Source organism: Thermogemmatispora aurantia (assembly GCF_008974285.1).
Taxonomy (GTDB): domain Bacteria; phylum Chloroflexota; class Ktedonobacteria; order Ktedonobacterales; family Ktedonobacteraceae; genus Thermogemmatispora; species Thermogemmatispora aurantia.
In genome coordinates this window covers 390,871-415,928 of record NZ_BKZV01000005.1, presented here as the reverse complement: position 1 = coordinate 415,928, position 25,058 = coordinate 390,871, and the positions used below count along the sequence as shown (strand labels likewise).

The window sequence follows — 25,058 nt, the reverse complement described above, 5'->3', positions numbered from 1 at the left end:
GCACCTGAAGCAGATGCACCAGGCCGGCCACTCATCAACTCACAGGACGATCTCCCTGGCCAGAAGCGCCTGGAGTTAAACGCCAGCCTCTACGGAGCCTGCACAGAGATCCGATATCGACAACGAGGAAAGCGATGGAGACGAAAATCAATGTGGTTTTGGCGTTGATGATCGTCGTTTCATTTTTGATCGCCATCCTGCTGCACGAGTTTGCTCATGCCCAAATGGCGATCTGGCTCGGCGATCCAACGCCCCGGGTCGAGGGACGCTATACATTGCGCCTGCGCCGCCATCTCGATCCGCTTGGGACGCTGCTGTGCCTGATTCTGGCCTTTATGCCCATTGCCTTTGGGCCGGTTGGCCTGGGCTGGGGCCAGCCAGTGAAGACTGATCCCTGGAAGCTGCGCGGCGGACGTACCAGCGGTCCCTTGTTGGTTGCTCTGGCTGGCCCGATTTTTAGTCTGCTAGTGGGCCTGGTCTTTGCTGTAATCGCGCGCCTCGTCTACCCGCTGGTCTCGGAGAACGCAGTGCTGCTGCGCATACCGCAATTCCTGATGGTCTTCAGCTGCACTAATCTGGCCCTGACCATCCTGAATCTCCTGCCAGTCTACCCGCTTGACGGCTACCAGATTGTCTATATTCTGCTGCCAACACGCCAGGCCCTGCAGTTTGCACGCTCTGGCCCCTGGGGTCCCCTGATCATCCTGGCGCTTTTCTTCATCGTCCCCTTCATCGCCGAGCTTGCCCAGATGCCCGGCTTTTTCCTGGCCCATATTCCCGACTATATCCGTGAAGGGGCCTTTTTCCTGGCTGGCCTGGTGACCAATCTGAGCGCAACCAATGTCGCGCAAATCTACAGCTTCTGAGCAGAAAGATAAGATGGGTGTAGCGCCAATAGAGAAAGAAGAGCGCCAGGAGAGCGCGAGAGTCAGGCCACAGCGACCATATGCTCTGTCGCGATTTGGACGTATCAGCTATCGCCTCAAGCAGGTTTGGGCCCAGCTTGCTCCCAGTCGTCCTCTGAGCAGCGCCGAGCGCGCTGAGCTGGCAGCCATCCTGCCTCCTGCCGCGCTTGCTCTTTTTGAGAGCATGTCGCGCGCAGACCAGGCCCATTGCCTGCGCGTCTACCGCGGCCTGCTGGCGAGCGGCAGCCATGACCAGGAGCTGCTGATCGCCGCGCTCCTGCACGATGTGGGCAAGGGCGATGGGCGCGTGCCTTTCTGGACACGGCCCGTGATTGTGCTCGGTAAACACTTCGCTCCCCGCCTGCTGGCGCGTATGGCAGTCTATCCGCGGCCAGAGCTGCCTCGTTGGCGGCAGGCGCTCGGCTACGCCTGGTGGCATGCAGACATTGGGGCCACTCTTGCAGCTCAGGCTGGCCTCTCCGAACGCACGGTACTCTATATCCGTACGCACCACCAGCCCGATGGACCCGCCGCCGAGCTGCACCGGGTTGATGAGCAATCCTAGCCAGCCGGGCGAGATAGAATGCTGGCTAACTGGCCAGGAGAAGGAATTGACCGCCCTTCTCTCTCCTTCTATACTGACCTTGCCCAGGTCCCTGCGGGCCAGCACGCACAGTTCAACTCACTTTCTTTCGTCCCGCTGTGATCAGCCCTGGCGCTGCACAGTGCTGGACGTGGGCAGCCAGCTATACTATAGGCCACCCATCACAGACGAGGTTTGTCGGCATGACACAGGACAAGGAGCGCAACAGCCAGGCGCAGACGGCGGCCATTTCCTCTCTTCCTCTCTCCCACACAGCGGCGCCCAGGCCCCGCCATGCCCAGACCCAAAGCCAAGGGGAGGAGCCAGAGCAGGCAGGGGAGAGCGAGGAGAGGGCCACCCAGTTTCCTCTCCAGGGAGCCTCTGAACTGTGGGGATTGCCCCAGACCGGTTACATCGTGCGCCTGCCGGTCTTCGAGGGGCCCCTGGAGCTTCTGCTCTACCTGATCGAGAAACGCCAGATGGAGATCACCACCATCTCCCTGGTGGCCGTCACAGATCAATACCTGGCCTATCTGCGCCGCTGGCACGAGGAGGAGTTGCCCCTTGCGAACATGGCCGCCTTCGTCGCTATCGCCGCTCGTTTGCTCTTTATCAAATCGCAAAGCCTCTTGCCGCGTAACCCGCGCCAGGAGATCTCGGAGGAGACCCGCCAGGCCGAGGAAATGGCTGCCGAGCTGGAACGCCATCTGAAGGAATATAAGATCGCCAAAGAGATCGCCTCAGTCCTGCGCCAGCGAGCGGAGGCGGGCCTCCAGACGTACGGACGTTCCAGCCTGCTGGCTGGTATCGAGGCCCAATTGGCCTGGACTCCTCCAACCTTAGTCGGCCTGGAGGTCGAGGCGCTCGCTCGCAGCTTTCGCCGTCTGCTTGAGACTCGCAGCCGCGCCGAGGCAGAGGCCAACGGGGGCCTGGTGCTCCCCGTGGCACGCGTGCGCGTAAGCGAGCGCATAGCAGTCATCACCGCTCGTCTGCGTACGACCTCGCGCCTCTGGCTGAGTGACCTGCTAGAACCAGGCGCTTCGCGCTTGCTGATCGTGGTGACTTTTCTGGCCATGCTCGACCTGTGGAAACACGAGCGCATCAGCGTTCGCCAGGAAACCCTTTTTGGGCCGATTCTGCTCGAACGCGGACCACGCTGGCAGGAGAACGAGACAGAGCAGGAGGAAGCGACCCAGATGCTGGCAGAGAGCGACTAACCGCTCTTCCTGCCTCAGACTCGCCCCTGCCTCTGCTTTTTCTCGCCTCTCTCTGCCCCCTTAGCGGCCAAGTGACAATGGGACTGGTTGCTGGTTCGCTCTCGTCATAACTTGACAGGAGCAGGCTCAAAATTTATACTAAAACAATAGTAAATCCCCTGGAGAGAGCGCTTGCTCCAGAGCAAGCGTGCAAAACGAGAGAGGACCGCTGGCGGGGTGCGGCTTAGAGCTGCGCCCTGTGCCATTCTAGATAGACTCAAGACGTATGCACGAGGGGAGTGTTGTTATGACGGACGAACCCAGGGAAACTACCGAGAGGCCGCAGCCTGAGCCAACGCCCCAGGGCCAGGAACTGGCGGCTGAGACGCCCCAAAAGGAGCAGCCGGAAGCCACTGCCGCCGCAGCGCCAGCCGAGTCTGCAGAGACGCCCGCTGCCACCGCTGAGGAGCAGCCCAGCCCCACGCCAGAGGAGCGCATCGCTCAGCTGGAGGCCCAGCTTGCTGATCTGGCGGCCCAGCTCGCCCAGGCTCGCCAGGAAGCTCGTGAGAACTGGGACAAGTTTGTCCGCGAGCGTGCTGATCTGGAAAACTTCCGCAAGCGGCGTGAGCGCGAGATTGCCGATCGCGTCCTGCAGCAGAAGAAGGCTCTACTGAATAAGTTGCTTGAGGTGATGGATAACCTGGATCGCGCGCTGGCCTATCAGGATAGCCTGGATCGCCAGGGCCTGCAGCAAACTTTGCGCCTGGTGGCCTGGCAGATGAATGAGCTGATTCGCAGTGAGGGCCTGACCCCAGTGCCTACCGTGGGCGAGCAGTTCAACCCCTATATCCATGAGGCGGTCGAGGCCGTCGAGGACAGCGAGAAGCCGGAGGGCATCGTCGTGGAGGAGGTCCGTAAAGGCTATAAGTTGAGCGATGAAACGCTGCGCCCTGCCCGCGTTAAAGTGACGGTGGCCGCTAGCAATAAGGAGCGCGAACAACAGGGAGAGGCCTGAGTCGGCGACCACCAGGGGAAGGCTCAATCCAAAGCTATGCAACTCACGCCAGCCGAGCCTGACTATCAGGGTCCTCGGGACACGACGCAAGCAGCCAGCAGGCGAGCTGTCTCAGCACATATCGCTCCTTCTCGCCCAGGCAGGCAGGCAGGCAGACAGACAGACAGACAGGAGGCCTTTCCCTGCACTGCGGTTTCGACTACAGGCCGGCGATGGTCACAGGCCGGTGGCAACGTGGTAGGGTTCCCCAAAGCTGATAGACCCGTAGTGGCTCCGCAAGCAAGCGCGCTGGCAGAAGCTGGCAAGCTAGCCATCAGAGCCAGCAGCTCTCAACGTACAAAGGGGCGGGCAGATGGAATATAAAGACTACTACAAGATCCTCGGCGTTGCTCGCGGGGCCAGCGCCGATGAGATTAAGAAGGCATTTCGCAAGCTGGCCCGCAAATATCACCCCGACGTGAACCCGGGTGACCGCTTCGCCGAGGAGAAGTTTAAGGAGATTAATGAGGCGTACGAGGTGCTCTCTGACCCGGAGAAGCGGCGCAAGTACGATGCGCTCGGCCCCAATTGGCAGGATCAGTTCGCCGGTTTCTCGGGCTTTCGGCGTTCCTATCCCTATGGCAGTGGCCGCTCCTCAACGCTCGATTTCGAGAGCAACAGTGGCTTCTCCGACTTCTTCGAGGCGCTTTTCGGGCGTAGCGCCCGCACGCCACGCCAGGAGTTCCGGCGGCGCGCCGGGGACAATATCGAGCAGCCGGTCGAGGTGACACTGCGTGAAGCCTATACCGGTGGCACGCGCACCTTCAACATCCAGTCGACCGAGATTTGCCCTGTCTGCCAGGGCATCGGCGAGGTGCATGGACGGGCCTGCGCGACCTGCGGCGCCCAGGGCACGGTCGTGCGCAGCAAGAAAATCCAGGTCAAGATCCCTGCTGGCGTAGATAATGGCTCGCGCATCCGCGTTGCTGGTGAGGGCCAGCCCGGCATCGGCGGTGGGCCACGCGGCGATCTCTACCTGATCATTAGCGTCAAGCCCGATCCAGTCTTTGAACGCCGCGGTGATGATCTCTATCTGGATATCGATGTTGATCTCTATAAGGCCCTGCTGGGCGGAGAAGCGCTCGTTCCTCTCCCCGACGGGCGGAAGCTGATGCTGACCATTCCACCGGAGACCCAGAACGGGCGGCTTTTCCGCCTGGCGGGCAAAGGCATGCCCCGCCTGCGGAGCGAGGGTCAGGGCAATCTCTACGCGCGCGTGCGGGTAGTGCTGCCCATGCACCTCACTGATGAGGAGCGCCAGCTCTTCGAACAGCTGGCCCGCACGCGCAACGTCGAGGTTCGTTCGGCTACTTGATCAGCCGGTGCTCGCCCTGACTCATCTCGCCTGATCGCTCCAACCTATCAACCGGCAGTCAGCCAGCAGCTCTACAGATCGCTCGCTTACGGCCTGATGCGCCCGGAGCGGGGCGACACCTATCCGCCCGGTTTGATCGCTGGCCCCATAGGCTGACGATGACCTGATGATCATCCTGCTCGTCTGCAGTGATCGCTCGCAAGCTCGCGCGATCACCCGTCTGCACCGAGCGAGTTGACCGACACGCTCATGCGTTCACGTAGCATGGCAGGCTGGCCAGACAGCTTTGCTCGCCCGCCGCTCTCCTGTCTGCTCGGCTCATGCTCAAGTAGACTGAGAGAGAGCAGGCCGGGCAGCGGCCAGGCACGGCCTGAGCACTAGGAAGGAAGGAGGGAGGTACCGTGCCGGAGCGTGAGGATGGTGCCTGGTATATCATTAGCGTCGCCGCGGAGAAGGCCCAGGTGCATGAACAAACTCTACGCCACTATGAGCGCCTCGGGCTGATCTCTCCTGCCCGGAAAGGCAATAGCCCCCATAGCCCACGCCTCTATTCCGATAAGGATATCGAGCGCGTGATCCACATCCGCCGGCTCATGCGCGATCTGGGGGTCAACCTGGCTGGCGTAGAGGCGATCCTCCATATGAAAGATCGCATGGAGCAAATGCAGCAGGAGATGGAACAGGAGATCGCCCGGCTGCGTGAGCAGCACGAGGCAGAGACGCGTCGCCTCAAGGAGATTATTCAGCGTCTACAGCAGGGGCTGTCTTCGCCTTCTTCGTCGTCGTCCTCGTCTTCCTCATGAGGCGAGGCAGGCACCCCTGCTAGAGCCGCTCTCTTCCACCCAGGCCTGTGGGGCTTCCAGGGGTGGAGCAGGAACAGGCAAAGTCTGTCTGTCCGCCTGCCTCGCTGTGAGACTGCCGTGCCTCCGTTGTTCGCGGAGCGTCTCCCACGGCCTTCTCGCGCTCCTCCCTCCTGTCAGGCAGTGGGCGGCGTAGGCTGGGTCGGCTTCTTCATGAAGAGGCCCGCCAGGCGCTCCGCGTAATCCCCGACCACTGGCAACTTGAAGTAGGAGCCACGATAGGCCATCAGCATCAGCAAGAGCCAGGAGAGCCCTCCAACCACCACGATCACGCCAGTGGCACAGCTGATGGGCAGGGCAAGAATGAACGTACCCAGTACCGGGATAAGCCCGATAGCCTTCACCAGGGCGAAGAGGAGGGTTAGTCCTCCAAACCAGAGGATCGATTGCGCGGCGTGAAGACGCACAAAGCGATTCTTGCGCTCCACCAGAAAGATAATGATGCCAGTGAAAAACCAGAACAGGTAGCTCAGAAGCGCCTCACTTTTAGCATCCATCTTCAGCGTGGTGGGATCAAAGACACTGGCGGCACGTGTGACGCTGGAGGGCGGTTGATAGGTGTAATATTGCTGTTGCTGCTGTTGTTGTTGCTGCTGCTGACCGTAGGGAGTGTAGCTATAGGGAGGGCTGCCCGAGCCAGGCTGGTAACTACCGTATCCCCGATATCCCCCATAGCCGGGGCCTGGCTGCTGCGGTTGCGGTGATTCTGGCCCCTGCGCTGGCTGCTGGTTTGGATTCCAACTCATAGTCAATCATTACTCCTGCTCTCTGGCCTGCTCTGCATTCAGGGAAGCGGGTACATTCCTGGAGAGGGAAAACGGCAGATCCGCGCCCCTCCCCAGGAGGGCACCGCTCTCGATAGCGATAGAGAGAGGACGCCACGACCAGGCCAGGTGAGGTCTCTCTTTCCTCAGCCAAGCCCATCAACTCAGAGTCCTCTACCTGTCTTCCATATTACGTGGGACAGCAGAGAAGGGTTGTACTCCTGGCTGGGCTGGCGCGGTGCTCAACCGTCACGCTGCGGGCAGCCCCTCCGCCAGTCAGCAGATCGTGAAGAGGGCTGGCTGGCTGGCTGGTCATTGCTGCCCGTGAGCCGTTTCTGCCCCCACGCTCACCTCTCAAAAGCCGGGGCCAGCCGGGCCGCTGTAACGCTCGGCATAGTCGCCAATGATGGGCAAGCGTATATGGCGTCCCAGAAAGGTCAGGACGATTAACGCAGCCCAGCCAAGAGTAGCCAGCAGCTGAATCAGCGCGCTCAGAAAACCAGCCAGAGCGCCAATCACAGGAATGAAGCCTATAAACCGTAAGGCTAAGACGACAACAGTGACCAGTCCAAAGAGGATCAATGACTGCATGGCATGGAAGCGCACAAAGCGATTGCGCTTCTCGGTCGCAAAGACGATCAGCCCGCTCAGCCAGAAGAGCAGGTAGCCGAGAGCCGCTGCTACATTGGCAGGCAAGCCAGAGGAAGTCGGTGCATTGGCCTCGGCGGCAATGGCTGCGTTCTCGGTAAACGAGTAACCCGGTCTGCCCCACTGGCCATAGCGGTACTGCTGCTGTTGCTGCTGACCATACTGACTATATTGACCGTAGCCGCCACTATAGTGCTGACCATACTGGTAGCCCTGATAGGGCTGTTGAGGGTCTTCATAGGGAGGCGGTGTCGGTTCTTGTGGATTTGGATTCCAGCTCATCCCTCTGCACTCACTCTCTGATAATGACAATGCCTCTGTTTATTACTCTCCTTATGTTATTACGCACAGGGAACGGCCAGAGTTGTAGGGGGCTTAGAGAGGGCTGGATCAGAGAGCGAGCGGCATCTGACAGGAGAGCAGCCGCGCGGGAAGGAGAAAGCCAGTCAGCCAGCATCTCTTGAGAAGAGAGAGCGCTGTAACGGAGAGAAGGAAAGCGCCAGGGCGCTCTCCTTCTCCCTTGAAGGGTTCATCAGTGTAGCACTGAGCAGACTGGCTTAGAGACCGCTACCAGCGGGCACCGTATTAGCATAGCGCTCAGCGTAGTCGCCGATGATGGGCAACTTGAAGTACTTCCCCTGGAAGGCCATAATCAACAGAACGATCCAGGAAACAAAACCGACCAGGCCCACCAGCCCACTCAAGCAGAAGGTCAAGAGTCCTACGAAGGGGATCATCCCCAAGACGTCCAGGGCCACTATAAGGATGGTTAAAGCCGCGAACCAGATGATCGATTGCATGGCGTGGAAGCGCACAAAGCGATTCTGCTTTTCTGAGAGGTAGAAGATCAACCCAGTGATCCAACCCACCAGATAGCTAAGGCCGGCAGCCATGTTGGCCTCCATTCCCATTGAGGTGGGACCGAGAGTGCCTGCTGCTCCACTCATTCCATAAGGCTGCTGACCGTACTGGGCCTGCCCATAGCCGGCCCCAGAGGGCGAACCGCCATAGGAAGGATTATTGGGGGGGGGACCATAGGCCCCGCCCGGCTGCGAGGAGTATCCTTCGTACTGACCACTAGCCGGCTGATTGGGGTCCTGCCCAGGAGTAGGATTCCAGCTCATTGTCAATGCCCCTCTTTCTTCTCTCTTCAAGAGAGAACTGTAATCTCAGGAAACTCTGCGCTATCACCATAGGAGCGAGTGTGCAATCACAGGATCTTCGAATCCCCAGGAGATCAGGCAGCCCGGCCCACTGCAGCTCTGGCTAGTTGCTCGCCCTAGACGACTTCTTCACCTGTTTACTGGCCGGTTATTCCCCCTTCTGCTACTCTTCTCCTTCCACTCTCCCTTTACGGCACTTCACTCTTCACCTTGATCCGATTAGAGGTGAAGTGGCTCGCTAAACAGGCGCAGCAGGGTAATCAGGGCAATCTACATTCCAGTACAATCATCAGGATATGGGTGCAATAGGAACACGATGGGCAGCCATCCTTCTTTGCTCAGACGACTTAGCGTCGCACAGAGATCCTATATAGAGTAAACGTCCTACAGAGCGATTCCTCAAGGATGAAGATAAGGGCTGGTGGTCAGGTGGTCAGGTCAGGAAGTAGGGCGGGAAGAAGGGAGAGCAGCGCTCAAGCCTCCCCTTCAGGCCGTTCATCCAAAGCACGGGCCCCAAGCTGAGCCTGTGGCACATCGGCGGCCTGATCCTCCTGCACGGGGAGAATCAGCGCTGGCTGCTCCTGGGTCTCTTCTCCCTGATGGACCTGCTCTTCACCGCGCCGGTTCTCAATCGCTGCGTGACGCGAGCGCGAGCGTCCACGTGAAGCAGGTAGACGCTCATCGACATGTAAAGGACGCGGCTGCGGCTCGGCCAGCGTATGGCTGTCATTGTCGGCTTCAGCCTCGCCAGCGGAAGACTCGGCCAGAGCTGTGGCAATTACCTGGTCCATCGTCTCCACCAGCGTAAAGCGCATCTGCTGCCGGATACGGGCCGGGATCTCCATCAGGTCCTTTTTATTCTCCACAGGCACCACAATATGGCGTAGGCCGGCCTGGTGGGCAGCCAGGATCTTCTCTTTCAGGCCACCAACGCCAAGCACCCGGCCCCGGAGGGTAATCTCGCCGGTCATGGCCACATCGCCGCGTACCGGGCGGCGAGTCAGGGCCGAAATCAGAGCTGTGGCGATTGTGATCCCTGCAGATGGGCCATCCTTGGGGATGGCGTTCTCCGGCAGGTGAATATGCAAATCCGTGACGTCCTGGAAATTGGGATCGATGTTTAGCTCAGTGGCTCGGGAGCGGATGTACGAGAGGGCCGCAATGGCCGATTCGCGCATCACATCGCCAAGCTGGCCCGTAATCAGCAGGTCGCCCTTACCCGCCATCGTCACCACCTCCACTGGCAAGAGAATGCCCCCATTCTCGGTCACAGCCAGACCCATCGCCGCGCCAACCTGCATGCGCATACTCAGCGGCGGTGTCGAATAGCGGGGCATACCCAGGTAGTGCTCTAGCGAGGAAGTGGTCAGGCGCAGGTGAGTGGAGGGGCGAGCAATGATACGGCGCGCAGCTTTGCGACAGATCGTAGCCAGCTGTCGCTCCAGATTGCGCACACCAGCCTCGCGCGTATAGTCCGTCACGATGCGCTCCATTACCGAGCGCGGGATCTTGAGCTGCTCCGGAGTCAGGCCATGCTCTGCCAGGACCTTCGGCAGCAGGTGGCGCAGGCCGATATTGACCTTCTCCTCCAGCATGTAGCCGGGAACGTCAATAATATCCATGCGGTCAGCCAGCGGGCGCGGGATCTGGTACTTGACGTTGCCGGTACAGATAAAGAAGACTTCGGAGAGATCGTACGGGACCTCCAGATAATGGTCCACGAACTGTGAATTCTGCTCGGGATCAAGTACCTCTAGCAAGGCCGCCGCTGGGTCGCCGCGATACTCAGACGAGAGCTTGTCGATCTCATCGAGCAGAAAGACCGGATTGCGCACCCCTGCGGACTTCATCGACTGGATGATTCGCCCGGGCAGAGCGCCAACGTAGGTGCGGCGATGACCCCGGATCTCAGCCTCATCATGCACCCCTCCCAGGGCAATGCGCACGAACTTGCGTCCCAGGGCGCGGGCAATCGACTGCCCCAAGGAGGTCTTGCCGACGCCGGGAGGGCCAATGAAGCAGAGAATCTGCCCCTGGCTGCCACGCTGGGGCTGGCCCTGCTCACTGGCGCGCTGCAGGCGCAGCTGGCGCACCGCCAGAAACTCAATGATGCGCTCCTTAATGTTCTCCAGGCCGTAGTGGTCCTCATCCAGAATGCGGCGCGTGCGCTCCAGATCGAAGCTATCCACCGTGCGCTCGTTCCAGGGCAAGGCAAGCATCCAGTCGATATATGAGCGGACAACGGCGATCTCTGCCGACTGCGGAGGCATATGCTCCAATCGATCGATCTCCTTGCGCACCTTGGCCGCCGCCTCGGGAGGCAGATTCTTCTGGCGCAAGCGCTCACGCAGCTCGTCGGCCTCCGACGGCGTCTCCATGCCCAGCTCCTCTTGAATCGCCCGCAACTGCTCGCGCAGATAGAACTCCTTCTGCGAGCGGTCGACCTGGGAGCGCACGCGATTGCGGATCACCGACTCCAGCTCCAGAATCTCGATCTCGTTGCCGATAAAGACGCAGACCTTCTCTAAACGCGCCAGGGGATCGAAGGTCTCCAGAAGATCCTGCTGCTGGACTGCATCGCTCACCACATGGGCGGCCAGCATATCGGCAAGACGAGCCGGCGACTTAATAGCCACAATCGAATTGATATCTTCGACCGAGAAGCGGCGATTGAGCTGGGCATAATGCTCGAAGAGGTTAGTGGCATGACGCACCAGAGCATCAGCCTGGGGACCCTGCACCTGCGGCTCAGGAGGCACCTCCACGCTCACCCGCATGAACGGCTCCAGATCCTGAAACTCCAACAGGCGCACACGGCGCAGGCCATTGAGCAGCACCTGCAGGCTCCCATCGGCCTGACGATGAACGGTGACAATTTCAACCAGAGCACCACAGCCATAGAGGTCCGCAGGCTGGGGATCTTCAATCTCCGACGAACGCTGCGCAACCGTGACCAGCATGCGGTCAGCACGTAACAGCGCCTCCTCGACAGCCCGCACCGACTTCTCGCGCGCAATCGCCAGGGACATACGCGTGCGCGGGAAGACAACCATGTTTTTGAGCGCTACCAGCGGATAGACCTCTATCGTCTCTGGCTCCACCGATGGGCGTTGCTGCTCATTCATGAGTTCCGCCTATCTACTATCTATTATTTCTCTTCTCTATATAGACTATAACAGGATAATTGGTGATTTTTGCGAGAGCTTTCTCACAGAAGAGAAGCAAGCGGCTCAGTACTCAGACACATGGCAGCGAGCAGCAGGCGGGCAGGAATGGGCGGGCAGGCTGCGAGACATCCCCAGAGGGGTCTCTACCGCTTACCGGCTGCTTCCATTGCAGGCAGCCACTCCTGACAACTCCCACCATCGGCACAGCAGTCGGAGCGAGCGGGAGCGGCAACCAGAAGAGGCTACGCTCCAGCATCTCACCTCAGGCTTCAGGTCAGGGGTAGGCCTTTCTTCTCCTGCCGCTATCCCTTTCCACCGCTTCCCTACAATGCCACTCTGGCCTTCTCCCTGTGCTTGACCGAGCCACCGCTCACCATCAGGCAGACAGTTCGTCAAAGTTAGAGAAAAACAGATGAGTCTGCGTTATGCAGACTCATCCTCAGAATAGGCCGCAGAGCGCTCGCTGCGCGTCACCAGCAGCGGTTTATGCCGCTGGGCAATAACATCGCCGTTAATGATCACCTTTTTGACATCGGCGCGCGAAGGGATCTCGTACATCACATCAAGGAGTACATCCTCGATAATGCTGCGCAGGCCACGCGCACCGGTTTTACGCTTCAGTGCACACTCTGCGGCAGCTTCGAGCGCATCTGGAGTAAAGACCAACTCGACGCGGTCGAGCTGGAAGATCTTCTGATACTGCTTTACAATCGCATTCTTCGGCTCTGTCAGGATGCGGATCAGGGCCTCCTTATCCAGGTTATCGAGGGCCACCACCACGGGGAGGCGTCCGATAAACTCTGGGATCAGGCCGTACTTGAGCAGGTCTTCTGGAATGACCTGGGCAAGTACAGACTCCTGAGCGCGCTGCTCAGGCTCGGCCACCGTTTTCTTGAAGCCGATGGTGCGGTTGCTGCCCAGACGCTGCTCGACGATCTTGTCGAGGCCCTCGAAGGCGCCGCCGCAGATAAAGAGAATATTCGAAGTATTGATCTGAATAAAGTCCTGATGCGGGTGCTTACGGCCACCCTGGGGGGGCACATTAGCAATGGTGCCCTCGATAATCTTCAGGAGGGCCTGCTGCACACCTTCGCCGGAGACATCGCGCGTGATCGAGGGATTGTCAGACTTGCGGGCAATCTTGTCGATCTCATCGATGTAGACGATACCGCGTTCGGCCCGCGCTACATCGAAATCGGCAGCCTGGATCAGGCGCAGCAGAATGTTTTCCACATCCTCGCCCACGTAGCCAGCCTCTGTGAGGGCCGTGGCATCAGCGATGCAGAAGGGCACATCGAGGATTTTGGCCAGCGTCTGCGCCAGCAGGGTTTTACCGCAGCCGGTGGGGCCGATGAGCAGAATATTGCTCTTCCCCAGCTCCACGTCATCGATCTGCATGCCCACGCTAATGCGCTTATAGTGGTTATAGACGGCCACTGCCAGCGTCTTCTTGGCTCGTTCCTGCCCGATCACATACTGGCTCAATTGCTCATAGATCTTCTTCGGGGTAGGGATTTTCCCGGTCTGAAGACGCGGCTTGCTAAAGGTGGCCTGCTCCTCCTCGATGATCTCCCGGCACAGGTCAATGCATTCGTCGCAGATATAGACCCCTGACGGGCCGGCAATCAGCCGCTGAACCTGATCCTGGCTCTTGCCGCAAAAAGAGCAGCGATAGGTTGTACGAATATTCTTAGAGTTTGCCACGTCCGTTGTTACCTTTCCCTCAATTACGACGCTTGAGTCTTGGCTGGAGTCTTACGGCTGGCCCGCGGAGTCAGCCGGCGCCCCCGCGTCTTCTACTACTATTGTAGCAGGAGAGGAAGACGTCGCCTCGTCAGTCGGCCCAGCCTCCGGCTCCGACGCGGTGGCCTCTGCCTGAGCTGTGGTGGCCTCACTCTGCTGCGTCTCCTCTGACTGCTGCGCTTGCTCTCCACTCTCCCCACCTTGCTGCTGCTCCGTTTCTTCCGCCGGACGTGTCGCCAGCTCTACCAGGCGCGAAAGCGCTTTTTCGCGCCGCAGCGTGATGATCAGTGCCCGCACCTGGGCCTCGCTGCGCTGCAGCGGCTGCCCCGCCTGGGCATACATGCGGAAAACGCCCTCCACTTCTTCCGGCGTAACCTCGATCCCCTCCTGCCTGGCAATCTCATCCAGGACCAGCTGCTGCTTGACGCGTCTCTCCGCGTCCGGCTCCAGCTCCTTCATGTACTCCTCGCGGCTCTTGCGCATCAGCAGGAGATACTGATCGAGCGACATGCGCTGTCTCTCCAACATATGGGACAGCTCATGCAGCATGTCCTCGACCTCCTCCTTGACCAGGACTGGGTGGAGGACAATGTTGGACTGAGCCACAACGGCCTCCAGCACCTTATCGCGCAGCTCCTGGCGCTTCTGTCGCTCTTTGCGATCCTGGATGGCATCGCTAATGACCTTGCGCAGGTCCTCCAGGGTCTCGTACTGGCCGACGCGGGCGGCGAAGGCGTCGTCCAACTCGGGCAGCACCTTCTCCTCGACCTGATGAAGAGTCAGCTCATAGTGGGCCTCCTTGCCGGCCAGCTCCTCATTGCCATAGTCGGAGGGGATGGTCAGAGTGAAGCTCTTGCTCTCGCCGACCTGCATGCCAACAATTTGCTCATCCATGCCGGCAAAGAGACCGGGCCGATTCTCGGTCAACTCGAAGGGATTCTCCTTGTAGTCGGAGATGGTGCGCCCCTCGACCGTCAACTTGAGATCGACCGTGACGCGGTCCCCAATCTGGGCAGGGCGCTCGACCTTCTGCCAGCTAGCATACTGGTTGCGCAGCGCCTCCAGTTCCCGCTCAACCTCCTCCGATGTCACTATCACCTCTTCATCCTCAAAGTGCAACGAGCGGTAGTCACCCAACTCCACGGGAGTCAGGATGGGAACCTTCAGGCGGAAATGGTAAGGCTGCCCCATTTCAAACATGGGGGCATCCAGCTCCGGCTGCGCAAGCGGGGTAAGTTGGTGCTCCTGGAGCGCCTGGCGGTAGGCCTCGCTGATCAGGTCGTCAAGACCTTCCTGATAAATGTACTCCTTGCCCAACTTACGCTCAAGCAAGGAGCGGGGAGCTTTGCCCCGACGAAACCCTTGAATATCAACCTGCTGCACCAGCTTACGATAAGCCTTATCCGAAGCCTTCTCCACCTCTTCCCAGGTGAGATCTACATCGAGGATGGCTTCGCTGGTCGGTAATTTCTCAACTGTGACCTTCACTGTTCCTCCAACACAAGCATCATCATCGTACGTACGTGCCGCCTGGCATGTCGCCTACTTGCCTGCCTCATTGACTGGCTGAGCGGTGTGTTCTGATGTGACGACACAGGGCATAACAGAACAAGGCGCGTCAGACAAATCTGGTCTTACAACGATCGGCGCAGGACTATCCCGCTATGCCACTCCGCGTCTGCATCCAGCGGGCCGCTGAGCAGGCTACTTGCTCGACACGCTCGCTTCTCAAGCTTCGGCGAGCTGTGTTCTCTGACCAACCTGCCCCTTCTTCTTTCCGGCAACCTCCGCCCGCCACCTGGAATGCAGCCTGCTTCGCTTCTTCACCCCCCAGGACGACAAAACGGGAACCGCAGCGGGAAGTGGCGCTCAGGGGAGCCTGATGGTAGCTTGTTGTCTTGCGCGGGCCTGCTAAGTAGGCAAGCTCGTTGGACTGATCAGCCACCCGGCCTCTACTGAGAGAGTTCCCTCTCCTCTACCCTCGGGCCTGAGATAAAGCTTGCCTATCCGTCAGCCCTCATGCCGTTTGCTTGCTTTGCCTTGTCCTGTCCGTGCCACCGCAAGCAGGCGCTCCGCTCCGCTGGCGAATGGAAGGAGCCACCCCCGCTGCAGGTGACTCCGGGACCTTTGCGATGGTGGGCGGTGAGAGACTCGAACTCTCACGGTTTGCACCAACGGATCCTAAGTCCGTCCTGTCTACCAGTTTCAGCAACCGCCCATGTTGGCCTTGCAGCGTTTCCGCGCTGCCAGCCGTCGTGCTTCAGGGGTGCTGCTCCTCGCGCCCACACCCCTGCTGTCTGGTAAGGGGATGAAACGCTCTCACCTGAGTGATGATACATCAGGGGGGCTATCAGTGTCAAGGTGAGCACTCCCTCCGGCCAAAGAGGGGGAGCGCTGGGTTAGTCAGGGCAGGGGCGTGAAGGCCGTGGCACGTCAGGATCTTGCTCTCTCGCTGGACAATGCGTGCTATCATAAAGCTAAGGAGACGCCTGCCAGGCTAAGGTGCAGAGGTCAGCTGAAGAGAGCATGGAGCAGCCGCCGCATTCCCCATCTACCTCGTCCTCGATGGACCTGGAACGACCCGATCTCTATATCAATCGCGAGTTGAGTTGGATCGAGTTTAATCGTCGCGTCTTTGAGGAGGCCCAGGATAGTCGCCATCCTCTGCTGGAGCGGGTAAAGTTTTTGTCTATTTTTGATACGAATCTCGATGAGTTCATGATGATCCGCGTGGCAGGGCTGAAGGATAAGGTAGCCGCCCGCGCGACAACCCCCAGTCCCGACGGGCTGAGCGCTGAGGAGCAGCTGCGCGAGGTGCGTCGGCGTCTGGCCCCTCTGGTGCAGGAGGTGCGTCGCTACTGGCGTCAGGAGTTGCTGCCACGTCTGGCAGAGCAACATATCTATATTCTTGATTATGAGCAGCTCGACGAGGAGCAGCGCGCCGCCCTGGCCGAGTATTTCGAGTATGAGATCTTTCCGGTGCTGACGCCGCTGGCGGTCGATCCCGGCCATCCTTTCCCCCATATCTCGAACCGCAGTCTGAATCTGGCCGTGGTCATTAACGATGCCGTTCACGGCGAGCGCTTCGCGCGTGTAAAGGTCCCTCCGCGCCTCCCTCGCTTTATTCAGGTGCCGTTGCCGCTGCACGCCCGGACGGCGCCAGGGGTGCAACCGGTGGCCTTTGTCTGGATCGAGCAGGTCATTGCCGCTCACTTGAGCCGCCTCTTCCCTGGAATCGATGTCTGGGAGTCGTACCCGTTCCGCGTCTTGCGCGATGCCGATATCGAGCTGCAGGAGGACGAGGCCTCGGATTTGTTAGAGGATGTGGAGAAGAGTGTCCGTGAGCGCCGCTTTGGGTCGGTGGTCGATCTGGCGGTCAATCCGTCGATGCCGCCGCGCATCCGCAGCCTGTTGCTCGATAATCTGGAGATCGATGCCTCGGATCTGACGGTGATCGATGGCCCGCTCGGCATGGGCGATCTGATGGAGTTGCACGCACTCAATCGTCCCGACCTGAAAGATCCACCTTTTACTCCGCGTGTGCCTCGCTTGCTCTCGAAGTATTGTGGCGACCTTTTTGCGGCGATCCGTGAGCAGGATCTGCTGCTGCATCGCCCCTACGATAGCTTCGGAGTGGTGGTGGACTTTATCCGCGCCGCGGCCACTGATCCCCAGGTATTGGCCATTAAGCAGACGCTCTATCGCGTGGGGACGAATTCGCCTGTGGTGCATGCTTTGCTGGAGGCGGTTGAGCATGGGAAGCAGGTGGCCACGCTGGTGGAGCTGAAGGCGCGTTTCGATGAGGAGAATAATATTGAGTGGGCGCGGGCGCTGGAGCGGGCCGGTGTTCATGTGGTCTATGGCTTGATCGGTTTGAAGACGCATGCGAAGGTGGCGCTGGTGGTGCGCCGCGAACCCGATGGGCTGCGCCGCTATGTTCACCTGAGTACGGGAAACTATAACGCCCTGACGGCCCGTACTTACGAGGATTTCTGCTTGCTGACTTGCGACCCGGTGATTGGGGCCGATGTCTCGGATCTCTTCAATTCGTTGACGGGCTATTCGCGTCTGAATGCCTACCGTAAGTTACTGGTGGCGCCCGTCAGTCTGCGCCGCGGCATCCTGGAGCGCATCGAACGGGAGATTCGTCTGCGACGCGAGTACGGCTACGGCTTGCTGATCTTTAAGTTGAATGCCCTGGTCGATCCGGAGATCATTTACAAGCTCTATGAGGCTTCTCAGGCCGGGGTGCAGATAGAGCTGATTGTGCGGGGTATCTGCTGCCTGCGGCCTGGCATCCCGGGGATCAGCGAGAATATTCGTGTGCGCAGCATCGTAGGCCGCTTTCTGGAACATAGTCGGATCTTCTACTTCTACAATGGCGGGGCTGAGGAGTTGTTTCTCGGCAGCGCCGATATGATGCAGCGCAATTTGAATAATCGGGTAGAGACGCTCTTTCCTATTGAAGATCCCCATCTGCGTCAGGCCATTCGCGAGCGGGTACTGGAGATATTGCTGGCCGATACGGTCAATGCCCGCGAGCTGCTACCGGATGGGACCTACGCCCGGCTTCGCCCACAGCCGGGGGAGCCGCCGCTGGATTGTCAGGCCTGGTTTCTGCGCCATCCTCTGCTGGAGGAGGACGATAACGATGAGGCTGGCCCGACAATTAGTGCGCTGCCTTCGGGCGCGTAGCTCCGTTCTGCAGCGCCGGCGCTTCCATCTTCCCTTGCCTCTTTCCCGTTTCGCTGGCTTGTTCTTCCCCGCCACTGGATTCACTCCGCCTGACGCCTCCCATAGGCTGAGATGATGACGCCCCACCCGCAGAGGTCGGGGGCCTGCAGCTCACGCTCAGCCTGCTCAAGCAGGGTCGCCAGCTCTGGCGGGCTGATCAGTCCCTGTTGAATGATCAGCGGAGCCGCCAGGCGGACTTCGGTCAGGCTTTGTTGCAGGAAAAGAGCGCTGATCGTTCCAGCAGGATCGGCGCCTTCGGCCTCGCCGTCCTGCATTGTGCCTGGCTGCCGCCCCAGGTCAGCGATATGGACATCGTAGGCTACCTCCTGCAGGCCCGCCGCGAGGAGCATGCCATAGAGGCGGCTGGCAACGCCGAAGCTGAGTCCGCTTTCGTCCAGGGCATGGCCAAGCCGGTACCAGCAGCGGTTGAAGAGCTGACGCAGCTTGAGAAAAGCGCTGCTGCTACTGTCGCAGAGTTCAATCTCGACCAGGGTGAGCCAACCGCGGGGGCGCAGGACACGCCGACATTCCGCCAGGAGGGCCGGCCAGGCACTGGCAGTCACAAAGCGGGCACAGGCGCGCATGTGCAGGAAGTCAAAGGAGCTTTCGGCCAGAGGAAAGGGACGGGTGAAGTCCATCTGACGAAATTCAAGCTGGCTGAGACCAGCACGGTTGCGCCGGGCCTGCGCCCGCTGCAGCAGGCGCCGATCGAGATCAACTCCACAGATGAAGAGCTGCGGATAGCGCCGGGCCAGGGCAAAGACCCACTCACCGCTGCCACAGCCCAGATCAAGGACCCGCTCTACGCCCTCGATGTCAATACTCTCGGGAAAGAGACGTCCGCCTAGCATTTGCAGCAGATAGCGATGAAGAATGCTTTCTTCGTACACTTCCACAGGAAGGTCAGCAGGAACCGCGGGAGCGGATGCCCGCCGGCGCCTAGTACCGCTCTGCCGCGTCCGCCGCTCTTGGAGGCCACTTGGCTGGCCTTTGTCCATAAATGACTGGCTCATGACAGCTCTATCGCTTTCGCGCTGTCACCGAGATGAGGGCGCCAGAGGCACAGAAGGCTTCGGCGTCGAGATCGCGCTCCGCCTCGGTGAGGAGCATGGCATAGGTGACCTCATCACAGCCGCCCTGCGCCAGGACGAGGGCCTTTTGCAGGGCCAGATCTTGAAGCAGGCGCCGAGAGCAGGCCCGGCCCGTAGGATTGTTCCAGCCGCCGAGGTCCACAGGATAGAGCCGATAGCGCACCTGCCCAAATCCTTGCTGCCGCAGGAGATGGCACAGGTGAACGCCGCAGTCGACGAACAGACCCCCACCCCCTCCCTCGACGCTGGCAAAACTGTAGCCCAGCGCTTGCCAGGCGGCAGCGGCCAGGGAACGGAGCGACTGGTAGGCGGCGCTGGAAGAGGGGCCAATGAGAACGGCTACAATGTTGATCTGACCACGGGGGCGCAGCACGCGTCGACACTCGTGCAATAAGGCTGGCCAGGCTGCAGGATGCAACAGCGGCCCCATGAGGAAGAGATGCACCAGATCAAAGAAGTCGGCGGAGAAGGGAATGGCTCCGCCGAGATCAATCTCAGCGATGCTCAGCCGTCGCAGGGTGGCCAGATCAAGCTGTTGCCAGCAAGCGGCCAGCGCCTGGGGACTGGCAAAGAGGGCCACAACACTGATGGACGGGTGGGCACGCGCCAGCGCCGGCGCCCAGGCCAGATCACCGTAGCTCAGGTGCAGGACCCGCTTGAGACGCCTGACATCGATCTCCGGTGGCAAGAGACCGTGTTGTGCGCGATACAGATGCTGCAGCTCCTCCGGTTCTGGAATACTGTATGAGAGTTGTTCCCCAGCGTGGGTGCGATCCATCACGTACTGTCCTCTGCCCCAACCAGTGCGCACTCGGTAGCTTATCACGCCGTCCGTGAGCAAGTCCGGCCCGCTCGCCGTGACGTTACGCTCTCTTGCTTTCTTTGGTCTCTGGCACGAGTTCGGTCGCCTCTCAGGCCGCTTTCGGGCTGGCTGACGGCCCGAACAAGGGTCTGGTGGCGCAGCGCGCTCATCCCTGTTCAACCGGCAGCTGAACAATAATGTACTTTATAAATATGCATTGATAATGACGAGCGAGCCATTCCTCAGTAACAGGGGGTCAGCGCTGGAGGAGCGAGCGAATTTGCTGCTCGGCAGAGGTTGACAGGCTGGCTCACGGGGGCTATATGGTTAGAAGATGCACTTTCAATGAAGCTTCCGCATCGCTACCACGGGCAAGGACAAGGAGCATAGCCATGCAGATCATTCGTTACCGCGCCGCGGACGGTCGCGAGCGTGTGGGGCTGCTCACTGATGAGGGCACAGTGCGGGCCTTTCCCGATGTCGGGCAGCGTCTCTCTGACCTCTGGACCCTACGCACCACCGAGCTGCGCGCCCTCCTGAGCGCGGTAGCTGCGCGCGCTGAGCCAGTAGAGGCCAGGCCGCCCTGGCTCGCACCGATTGACGGGGAGAGCGAAGTCTGGGCGGCAGGGGTCACTTACAAACGCTCCGAGGAGGCGAGGCGCGAAGAGAGCGTCACGCCTGACATCTATGCGCGTGTCTACACAGCAGTGCGTCCCGAGTTATTCTTCAAGGCCAACCCGCGGCGGGTAGTTGGTCCCGAGGCGGCCATCGCCGTGCGCGCCGATTCCGAGTGGGATGTACCCGAGCCGGAGCTAACACTCGTCATCAATGCCCACGGAGAGATCGTCGGCTATACCATCGGCAACGATGTCAGTTCCCGCAGCATCGAAGGCGAGAACCCCCTTTATCTTCCCCAGGCCAAGGTCTATGCCGGCAGCTGTGCCCTTGGTCCGGCCATCGTCCCGGCCTGGGAGATCCCCGACCCTTACTCCTTGAGTATCGAGCTGACCATTGAGCGCAACGGTCAGCTCTGCTGGCAGGGACGCAGCTCGACCGCCGACCTGCGGCGCCGCCTGGAAGAGCTAGTTGCCTATCTTTTCCGCGAGGATGAGTTTCCCGCCGGCGTCTTTCTCTGCAGCGGCACTGCGCTGGTGCCAGAGCGACCATTTAGCTTGCAGGCCGGTGATGTGGTCAGCATCGCGATCACTGGTCTTGGAAGGCTGCGCAATCGGGTAGTGCGTGGCAAACTGGCCCTGAAAGCGGCGAGCGGAGGCCAGTGCTGCTGATCCTCCAGGAGTGCCTGGCAGTGAGGTGGGCGAGGGAGGCGCCGATCTCACTCCGGCCCTGGCCGTCGCTGCCCAGAGACCAGTGTTACTGGCGAAACAGGCCTAGGGTTCTGTGCTTGTCTTGATGAGCAGAGATAGAGGAAGGAGTGGACTTTCTATGACCGTTGAACTGCGCTCGTATATCGGCGGCGCCTGGCGCGATGGCGTGCGCTTGAGTGACGATCTTAACCCGGCCCACCCAAGCGAGGTGGTGGCGCGGACTTCGCTGGCAGGGGCAGAGCTGGCGGCTGAGGCGGTGCAGGCTGCGCGCTCGGCCTTTGCCGCCTGGCGGGCAACACCAGCGCCGGCGCGGGGCGACATCCTGCGCAAGGCCGCTGAGCTGCTGGAGGAGCGCGTCGAGAGCGTTGGGCGCGACCTGACACGCGAGGAGGGCAAGACGCTGGCTGAGGCCATTGGCGAAACCAGGCGCGCGGTCTCTATTCTGCGCTACTATGCGGGGCAGACCCTGGAGCCAGATGGTGAGACCTATCCGAGCAGCTCGCGCGTGACTTTTCTCTTCGCCCGCCGCGAGCCGGTCGGGGTGGTCAGCGTGATTACGCCCTGGAACTTCCCGATTGCCATCCCTGCCTGGAAGATCGCCCCGGCCCTGGCCTATGGCAACACCGTGGTTTGGAAGCCCGCCGAATTGGTACCCCTGACGGCGGTGCACCTGGTCCAGGCTTTGCTCGATGCTGGCCTGCCGCCTGGTGTGCTCAACCTGGTTCTTGGCAAAGGCTCAGAAGTGGGCGATATCCTGGTGACCCACCCAGAGGTCGATGCCATCACCTTCACCGGCTCTAATGTCGTTGGTCGAGCCTTGCAGCATAAGGCCATCGAGCACGGCAAAAAAGTACAACTGGAGATGGGTGGAAAGAATCCGGCGGTGGTGCTGGCAGACGCCAATCTCGACGTCGCTGTCGAGCAGGTCGCACGCGGCGCGTTTCTGAGCGCGGGACAAAAGTGCACGGCTACCAGCCGTGTGATCGTTGAGCGGGCCATCCTGCCAGAGTTTCAGGAGCGTCTTGCCGCCCTGGCCCAGAGCTGGAAACTTGGCGATCCGCTGGAGCCAGACACGCGCGTCGGTCCCCTGGTCTCCGAGGACCAGCTGCAGAAGGTCAGCAGCTATCTGCAGCTAGCACGCCGCGAAGGTGGGCGTTTCCTGGCTGGCGGCGAGGCCACAACGATCAACGGCGAGGGCTATTACGTGCGGCCCAGCATTGTCACCGACCTCGATCAGGGCAGTCATGTCGCCCAGGAGGAGATCTTCGGCCCTGTGGCCGCCCTCCTGCCCGCCGCCTCTTTCGAGGAGGCAGTGGCCCTGGCGAACGCCACGCCCTTCGGTCTATCGGCCAGTCTCTTTACTAACAACCTTTCGCTGGCGCTGCGCTTCGCCTCTGAGATCCAGGCCGGCGTTGTCAAGATCAATCAGGAGTCGGCGGGCCTGGAGTTCCAGGTGCCCTTCGGCGGAATGAAAGATAGCTCATCCGGTTCTCGTGAGCAGGGGAAAGCGGCACGCGAGTTCTTCACACAGTGGAAGACCGTCTATATCGACCAGCTGCCCTGAGCTTTCTCTCCTGAGCAGAGTGGGCCTCGACCGCCATCTCCAACCAGTCGGTATGGCCCGCTCGCTCAGGTTAGCGCCAGGAGGGATCACCCTGCAGGGTGATCAGGCCACGCTGAGCGGCCAGGGCCACAGCCTCGGTGCGATTGGTAGCCCCCAGCTTGTTCATAATCGAACTGACGTGAAACTTGGCGGTGCGTTCGCTAATAACGAGGCGGGCGGCGATCTCTTTGTTGGGCATGCCCTGGGCCAGCAAGCGCAAGACCTCCAACTCACGTTCGGTCAGCGGCTCGTAGGGATAAGAAGCTATCTGCGATCCACCACCTTGCTGGCCAATCTGACGCAGCAATTTTGAGGCGACCACTGGCTGTAGGAGAGAGCCGCCCTCCATTGTCACGCGAATGGCCTGGAAAATCTCCTCGCGCGGCGCCCCTTTGAGCAGATAGCCTCGGGCCCCGGCCCGCACGGCGTGCAGAATCCGCTCATCATTATCGAAAGCCGTAAAGACGATCACGCGCGGCTTCGGTTCTAACTCAAGCAAGTGGCGAATAGCCTCGACGCCGTCCAATACCGGCATTTCAAGATCAAGCAGGACGATGTCCGGGTGCGTTTCACGGGCCTGGGCGATTGTCTCCTCACCGTTGGCGGCTTCGGCCACCACAGTTAGATCCGGCTGTGTCTCCAGCACAGCCCGCAAGCCCTCACGCACAATCGGATGGTCATCAGCAAGCAAGATGCGAATCGTCATAGCCAGGGGGACCTTTCTTGCTCCTGCCCTTGGTAGGGGAGATAGACGCTAATGGAGGTGCCAGCGCCCGGCAGGCTTTCAATGGAGATCCGGGCCCCGAGTAAGCGAGCCCGCTCGCTCATGCCAGTCAGACCGAAATGACCCTCGCGCGTATACTCGCGGGCGCGGTCGGGATCAAAGCCGCACCCATCATCCTGTACCTGGAGCATAATCATCTTATCACGCACCGCCAGAGTGAGCGTAATCTGCTCAGCGGCGGCATGTCTCAGCGCGTTGGAGAGAGCCTCCTGAGCGATGCGATAGAGACCGGCCTCGCAATGAGGTGAGAGCGGAGGGAAGCGGCCAGGCTCCTCGCCTGGTCCCGACGGCGGCTCATAGCGATACTGCAGCCGGGTCTCGCTCTCGGCCTGCAAGCGCTTGACCAACAGAGCGAGAGCCTCGGGCAGGGTATGATCCTGCAGTGGGGCGGCCCGCAGATCCATTACCGAGCGGCGGGCCTCCTCCAGATTGCTGCGCGCCAGGGCCAGGGCGCGGCGAATGGCCGTCTGGGCCCGTTCGGGCTGCGTAGGGAGCAAAGCATCGGCAGTCTCTAACTGCAAAGCGATTGCCGCCAGGCCCTGAGCCAGCGTATCGTGAATCTCCCGTGCCAGGCGGTTACGTTCCTCGATAGTGGCCAGGCGGGCTGCGGCGCGCGTATGCTCGGCAGAGAGGCGTGCACGCTGAATAGCCAGACCAATCTGATCGCCGATAATATGTAACAATTGCAGCTCTGACGAATGCAGCTCGCGCCAGTCCTCGCTGGCCACATTCAGCACCCCCAGCGGCACCTCTCCAACATGGATTGGGACGCTGGCATGGAAGCGCAGGCCCCAGGAAGAGGGATCGCCCTCGCGCTCAGCGTTGCGCAAGCGACTGCAGCGCAGCACATTGATATTGGCCGCGCTGGCCAGATTGCCGCCTAGAAAGGTATCCAGACAGAGGCAGCGCCCGGTCATCCGCTCGGGATGGTCAGCCAGATAAGGGGGCAAGGACTGCGCAGCGGCAAGAAACGGTCGCCCCTCCCTGTCAAGCAGCCAGACCCAGCCTGTCTTAAGGCCCAGCAGACGAGTGACCTGACTTAAGACCTCCTGCAAAGCCTCACGCACGTCCACTTTGCGATTGAGCTGGCCAGCAATGGTGTAGAGGATTGCCAGCTCGCGGTTACTGCCAAGCAAAGAGGCAGCCTCTTCCTGGCCCTCATCCGCTGCGGCAAGATCTCCATTGGCTGGAGCGTGGTATCGTTCAGAATCCATCATGCTTTCACTTGACCGGCTGATGCAGCACAGACCACCGCCCTGTCCAGTCGCGAGCAGCGTGGGCCTGCCGCTGTACGGCGGCGTGCTTGGCCCCTCCATCCACA

The 25,058-nt window shown here is 60.5% G+C and carries 19 protein-coding genes and 1 tRNA gene; 9 read left to right on the top strand and 11 right to left on the bottom strand.

What is annotated here, in order from left to right; translation table 11 throughout:
- Nucleotides 1–134: 134 nt before the first annotated feature.
- The 6 genes from KTAU_RS16670 to KTAU_RS16645 all read left to right on the top strand — a co-directional run bounded on the left by KTAU_RS16670 (nucleotide 135) and on the right by KTAU_RS16645 (nucleotide 5,856).
- Nucleotides 135–866 (top strand): site-2 protease family protein, encoded by a 732-nt coding sequence (locus tag KTAU_RS16670; protein ID WP_151729427.1) that lies wholly within the window; start codon nucleotides 135–137, stop codon nucleotides 864–866.
- A gap of 13 nt (nucleotides 867–879) precedes the next feature.
- Entirely contained in the window at nucleotides 880–1,470 is a 591-nt protein-coding gene (locus KTAU_RS16665) for a hypothetical protein (RefSeq protein WP_151729426.1), read from the top strand.
- Nucleotides 1,471–1,691: 221 nt separating this feature from the next.
- Nucleotides 1,692–2,705, top strand: coding sequence for a segregation and condensation protein A (locus KTAU_RS16660; RefSeq protein ID WP_151729425.1), 1,014 nt, complete (start codon nucleotides 1,692–1,694; stop codon nucleotides 2,703–2,705).
- 286 nt (nucleotides 2,706–2,991) lie between these two features.
- Nucleotides 2,992–3,699, top strand: coding sequence for a nucleotide exchange factor GrpE (locus KTAU_RS16655; RefSeq protein WP_170293375.1), 708 nt, complete (start codon nucleotides 2,992–2,994; stop codon nucleotides 3,697–3,699).
- Nucleotides 3,700–4,051: 352 nt separating this feature from the next.
- The gene (locus KTAU_RS16650) at nucleotides 4,052–5,053 is read left to right on the top strand and encodes a DnaJ C-terminal domain-containing protein (RefSeq protein WP_112430895.1); all 1,002 of its coding nucleotides are present in this window, start codon (nucleotides 4,052–4,054) and stop codon (nucleotides 5,051–5,053) included.
- Nucleotides 5,054–5,454: 401 nt separating this feature from the next.
- Nucleotides 5,455–5,856: a MerR family transcriptional regulator gene (locus tag KTAU_RS16645; RefSeq protein ID WP_151729423.1), complete on the top strand. Its 402-nt coding sequence runs from the start codon at nucleotides 5,455–5,457 to the stop codon at nucleotides 5,854–5,856.
- 173 nt (nucleotides 5,857–6,029) lie between these two features.
- Here KTAU_RS16645 and KTAU_RS16640 read toward each other — a convergent pair whose 3' ends face one another.
- The 7 genes from KTAU_RS16640 to KTAU_RS16610 form a co-directional block, all read right to left on the bottom strand.
- A complete protein-coding gene (locus KTAU_RS16640; RefSeq protein ID WP_151729422.1) occupies nucleotides 6,030–6,659 on the bottom strand; it encodes a DUF4870 domain-containing protein in 630 nt (209 codons plus the stop codon).
- 372 nt (nucleotides 6,660–7,031) lie between these two features.
- Nucleotides 7,032–7,607, bottom strand: a complete 576-nt coding sequence (locus KTAU_RS16635; protein ID WP_151729421.1) for a DUF4870 domain-containing protein — start codon at nucleotides 7,605–7,607, stop codon at nucleotides 7,032–7,034.
- Nucleotides 7,608–7,882: 275 nt separating this feature from the next.
- Nucleotides 7,883–8,449 (bottom strand): magnetosome magnetite crystal formation protein family, encoded by a 567-nt coding sequence (locus KTAU_RS22050; RefSeq protein WP_228026502.1) that lies wholly within the window; start codon nucleotides 8,447–8,449, stop codon nucleotides 7,883–7,885.
- Nucleotides 8,450–8,961: 512 nt separating this feature from the next.
- A complete protein-coding gene (gene lon, locus KTAU_RS16625) occupies nucleotides 8,962–11,613 on the bottom strand; it encodes an endopeptidase La (RefSeq protein WP_151729420.1) in 2,652 nt (883 codons plus the stop codon).
- Between the two features lie 465 nt (nucleotides 11,614–12,078).
- Nucleotides 12,079–13,359 carry an ATP-dependent Clp protease ATP-binding subunit ClpX gene (gene clpX / locus KTAU_RS16620; RefSeq protein ID WP_112430883.1) on the bottom strand — a complete coding sequence of 427 codons (1,281 nt, stop codon included), beginning with the start codon at nucleotides 13,357–13,359 and terminating at the stop codon, nucleotides 12,079–12,081.
- A gap of 51 nt (nucleotides 13,360–13,410) precedes the next feature.
- Complete coding sequence (tig, locus tag KTAU_RS16615) at nucleotides 13,411–14,886, bottom strand: trigger factor (protein WP_151729419.1); 1,476 nt, start codon at nucleotides 14,884–14,886, stop codon at nucleotides 13,411–13,413.
- Nucleotides 14,887–15,531: 645 nt separating this feature from the next.
- Nucleotides 15,532–15,616: transfer RNA gene (locus KTAU_RS16610), tRNA-Leu, on the bottom strand.
- 308 nt (nucleotides 15,617–15,924) lie between these two features.
- On the opposite strand from KTAU_RS16610, the gene ppk1 reads away from it, so the two are divergent.
- Nucleotides 15,925–18,093 (top strand): polyphosphate kinase 1, encoded by a 2,169-nt coding sequence (gene ppk1, locus KTAU_RS16605; RefSeq protein ID WP_151729418.1) that lies wholly within the window; start codon nucleotides 15,925–15,927, stop codon nucleotides 18,091–18,093.
- A gap of 80 nt (nucleotides 18,094–18,173) precedes the next feature.
- Here the strand turns inward: ppk1 and KTAU_RS16600 are convergent, their stop codons facing one another.
- Together KTAU_RS16600 and KTAU_RS16595 are read right to left on the bottom strand one after the other, a co-directional pair.
- Entirely contained in the window at nucleotides 18,174–19,028 is an 855-nt protein-coding gene (locus KTAU_RS16600; RefSeq protein WP_170293374.1) for a class I SAM-dependent methyltransferase, read from the bottom strand.
- A gap of 124 nt (nucleotides 19,029–19,152) precedes the next feature.
- The gene (locus tag KTAU_RS16595) at nucleotides 19,153–20,001 is read right to left on the bottom strand and encodes a class I SAM-dependent methyltransferase (RefSeq protein ID WP_151729416.1); all 849 of its coding nucleotides are present in this window, start codon (nucleotides 19,999–20,001) and stop codon (nucleotides 19,153–19,155) included.
- Nucleotides 20,002–20,417: 416 nt separating this feature from the next.
- Here KTAU_RS16595 and KTAU_RS16590 point away from each other — a divergent pair, with 416 nt between their 5' ends.
- Nucleotides 20,418–21,311, top strand: coding sequence for a fumarylacetoacetate hydrolase family protein (locus tag KTAU_RS16590; protein ID WP_151729415.1), 894 nt, complete (start codon nucleotides 20,418–20,420; stop codon nucleotides 21,309–21,311).
- Nucleotides 21,312–21,468: 157 nt separating this feature from the next.
- Nucleotides 21,469–22,914 carry an aldehyde dehydrogenase family protein gene (locus tag KTAU_RS16585; RefSeq protein WP_151729414.1) on the top strand — a complete coding sequence of 482 codons (1,446 nt, stop codon included), beginning with the start codon at nucleotides 21,469–21,471 and terminating at the stop codon, nucleotides 22,912–22,914.
- Nucleotides 22,915–22,984: 70 nt separating this feature from the next.
- On the opposite strand, the gene KTAU_RS16580 is transcribed toward KTAU_RS16585, so the two are convergent.
- Nucleotides 22,985–23,659, bottom strand: a complete 675-nt coding sequence (locus KTAU_RS16580) for a response regulator (RefSeq protein WP_151729413.1) — start codon at nucleotides 23,657–23,659, stop codon at nucleotides 22,985–22,987.
- Nucleotides 23,656–24,954 carry a GAF domain-containing sensor histidine kinase gene (locus tag KTAU_RS16575; RefSeq protein WP_170293373.1) on the bottom strand — a complete coding sequence of 433 codons (1,299 nt, stop codon included), beginning with the start codon at nucleotides 24,952–24,954 and terminating at the stop codon, nucleotides 23,656–23,658. Before KTAU_RS16575 ends, KTAU_RS16580 begins: the two co-directional genes overlap by 4 nt.
- Nucleotides 24,955–25,058: the final 104 nt, after the last annotated feature.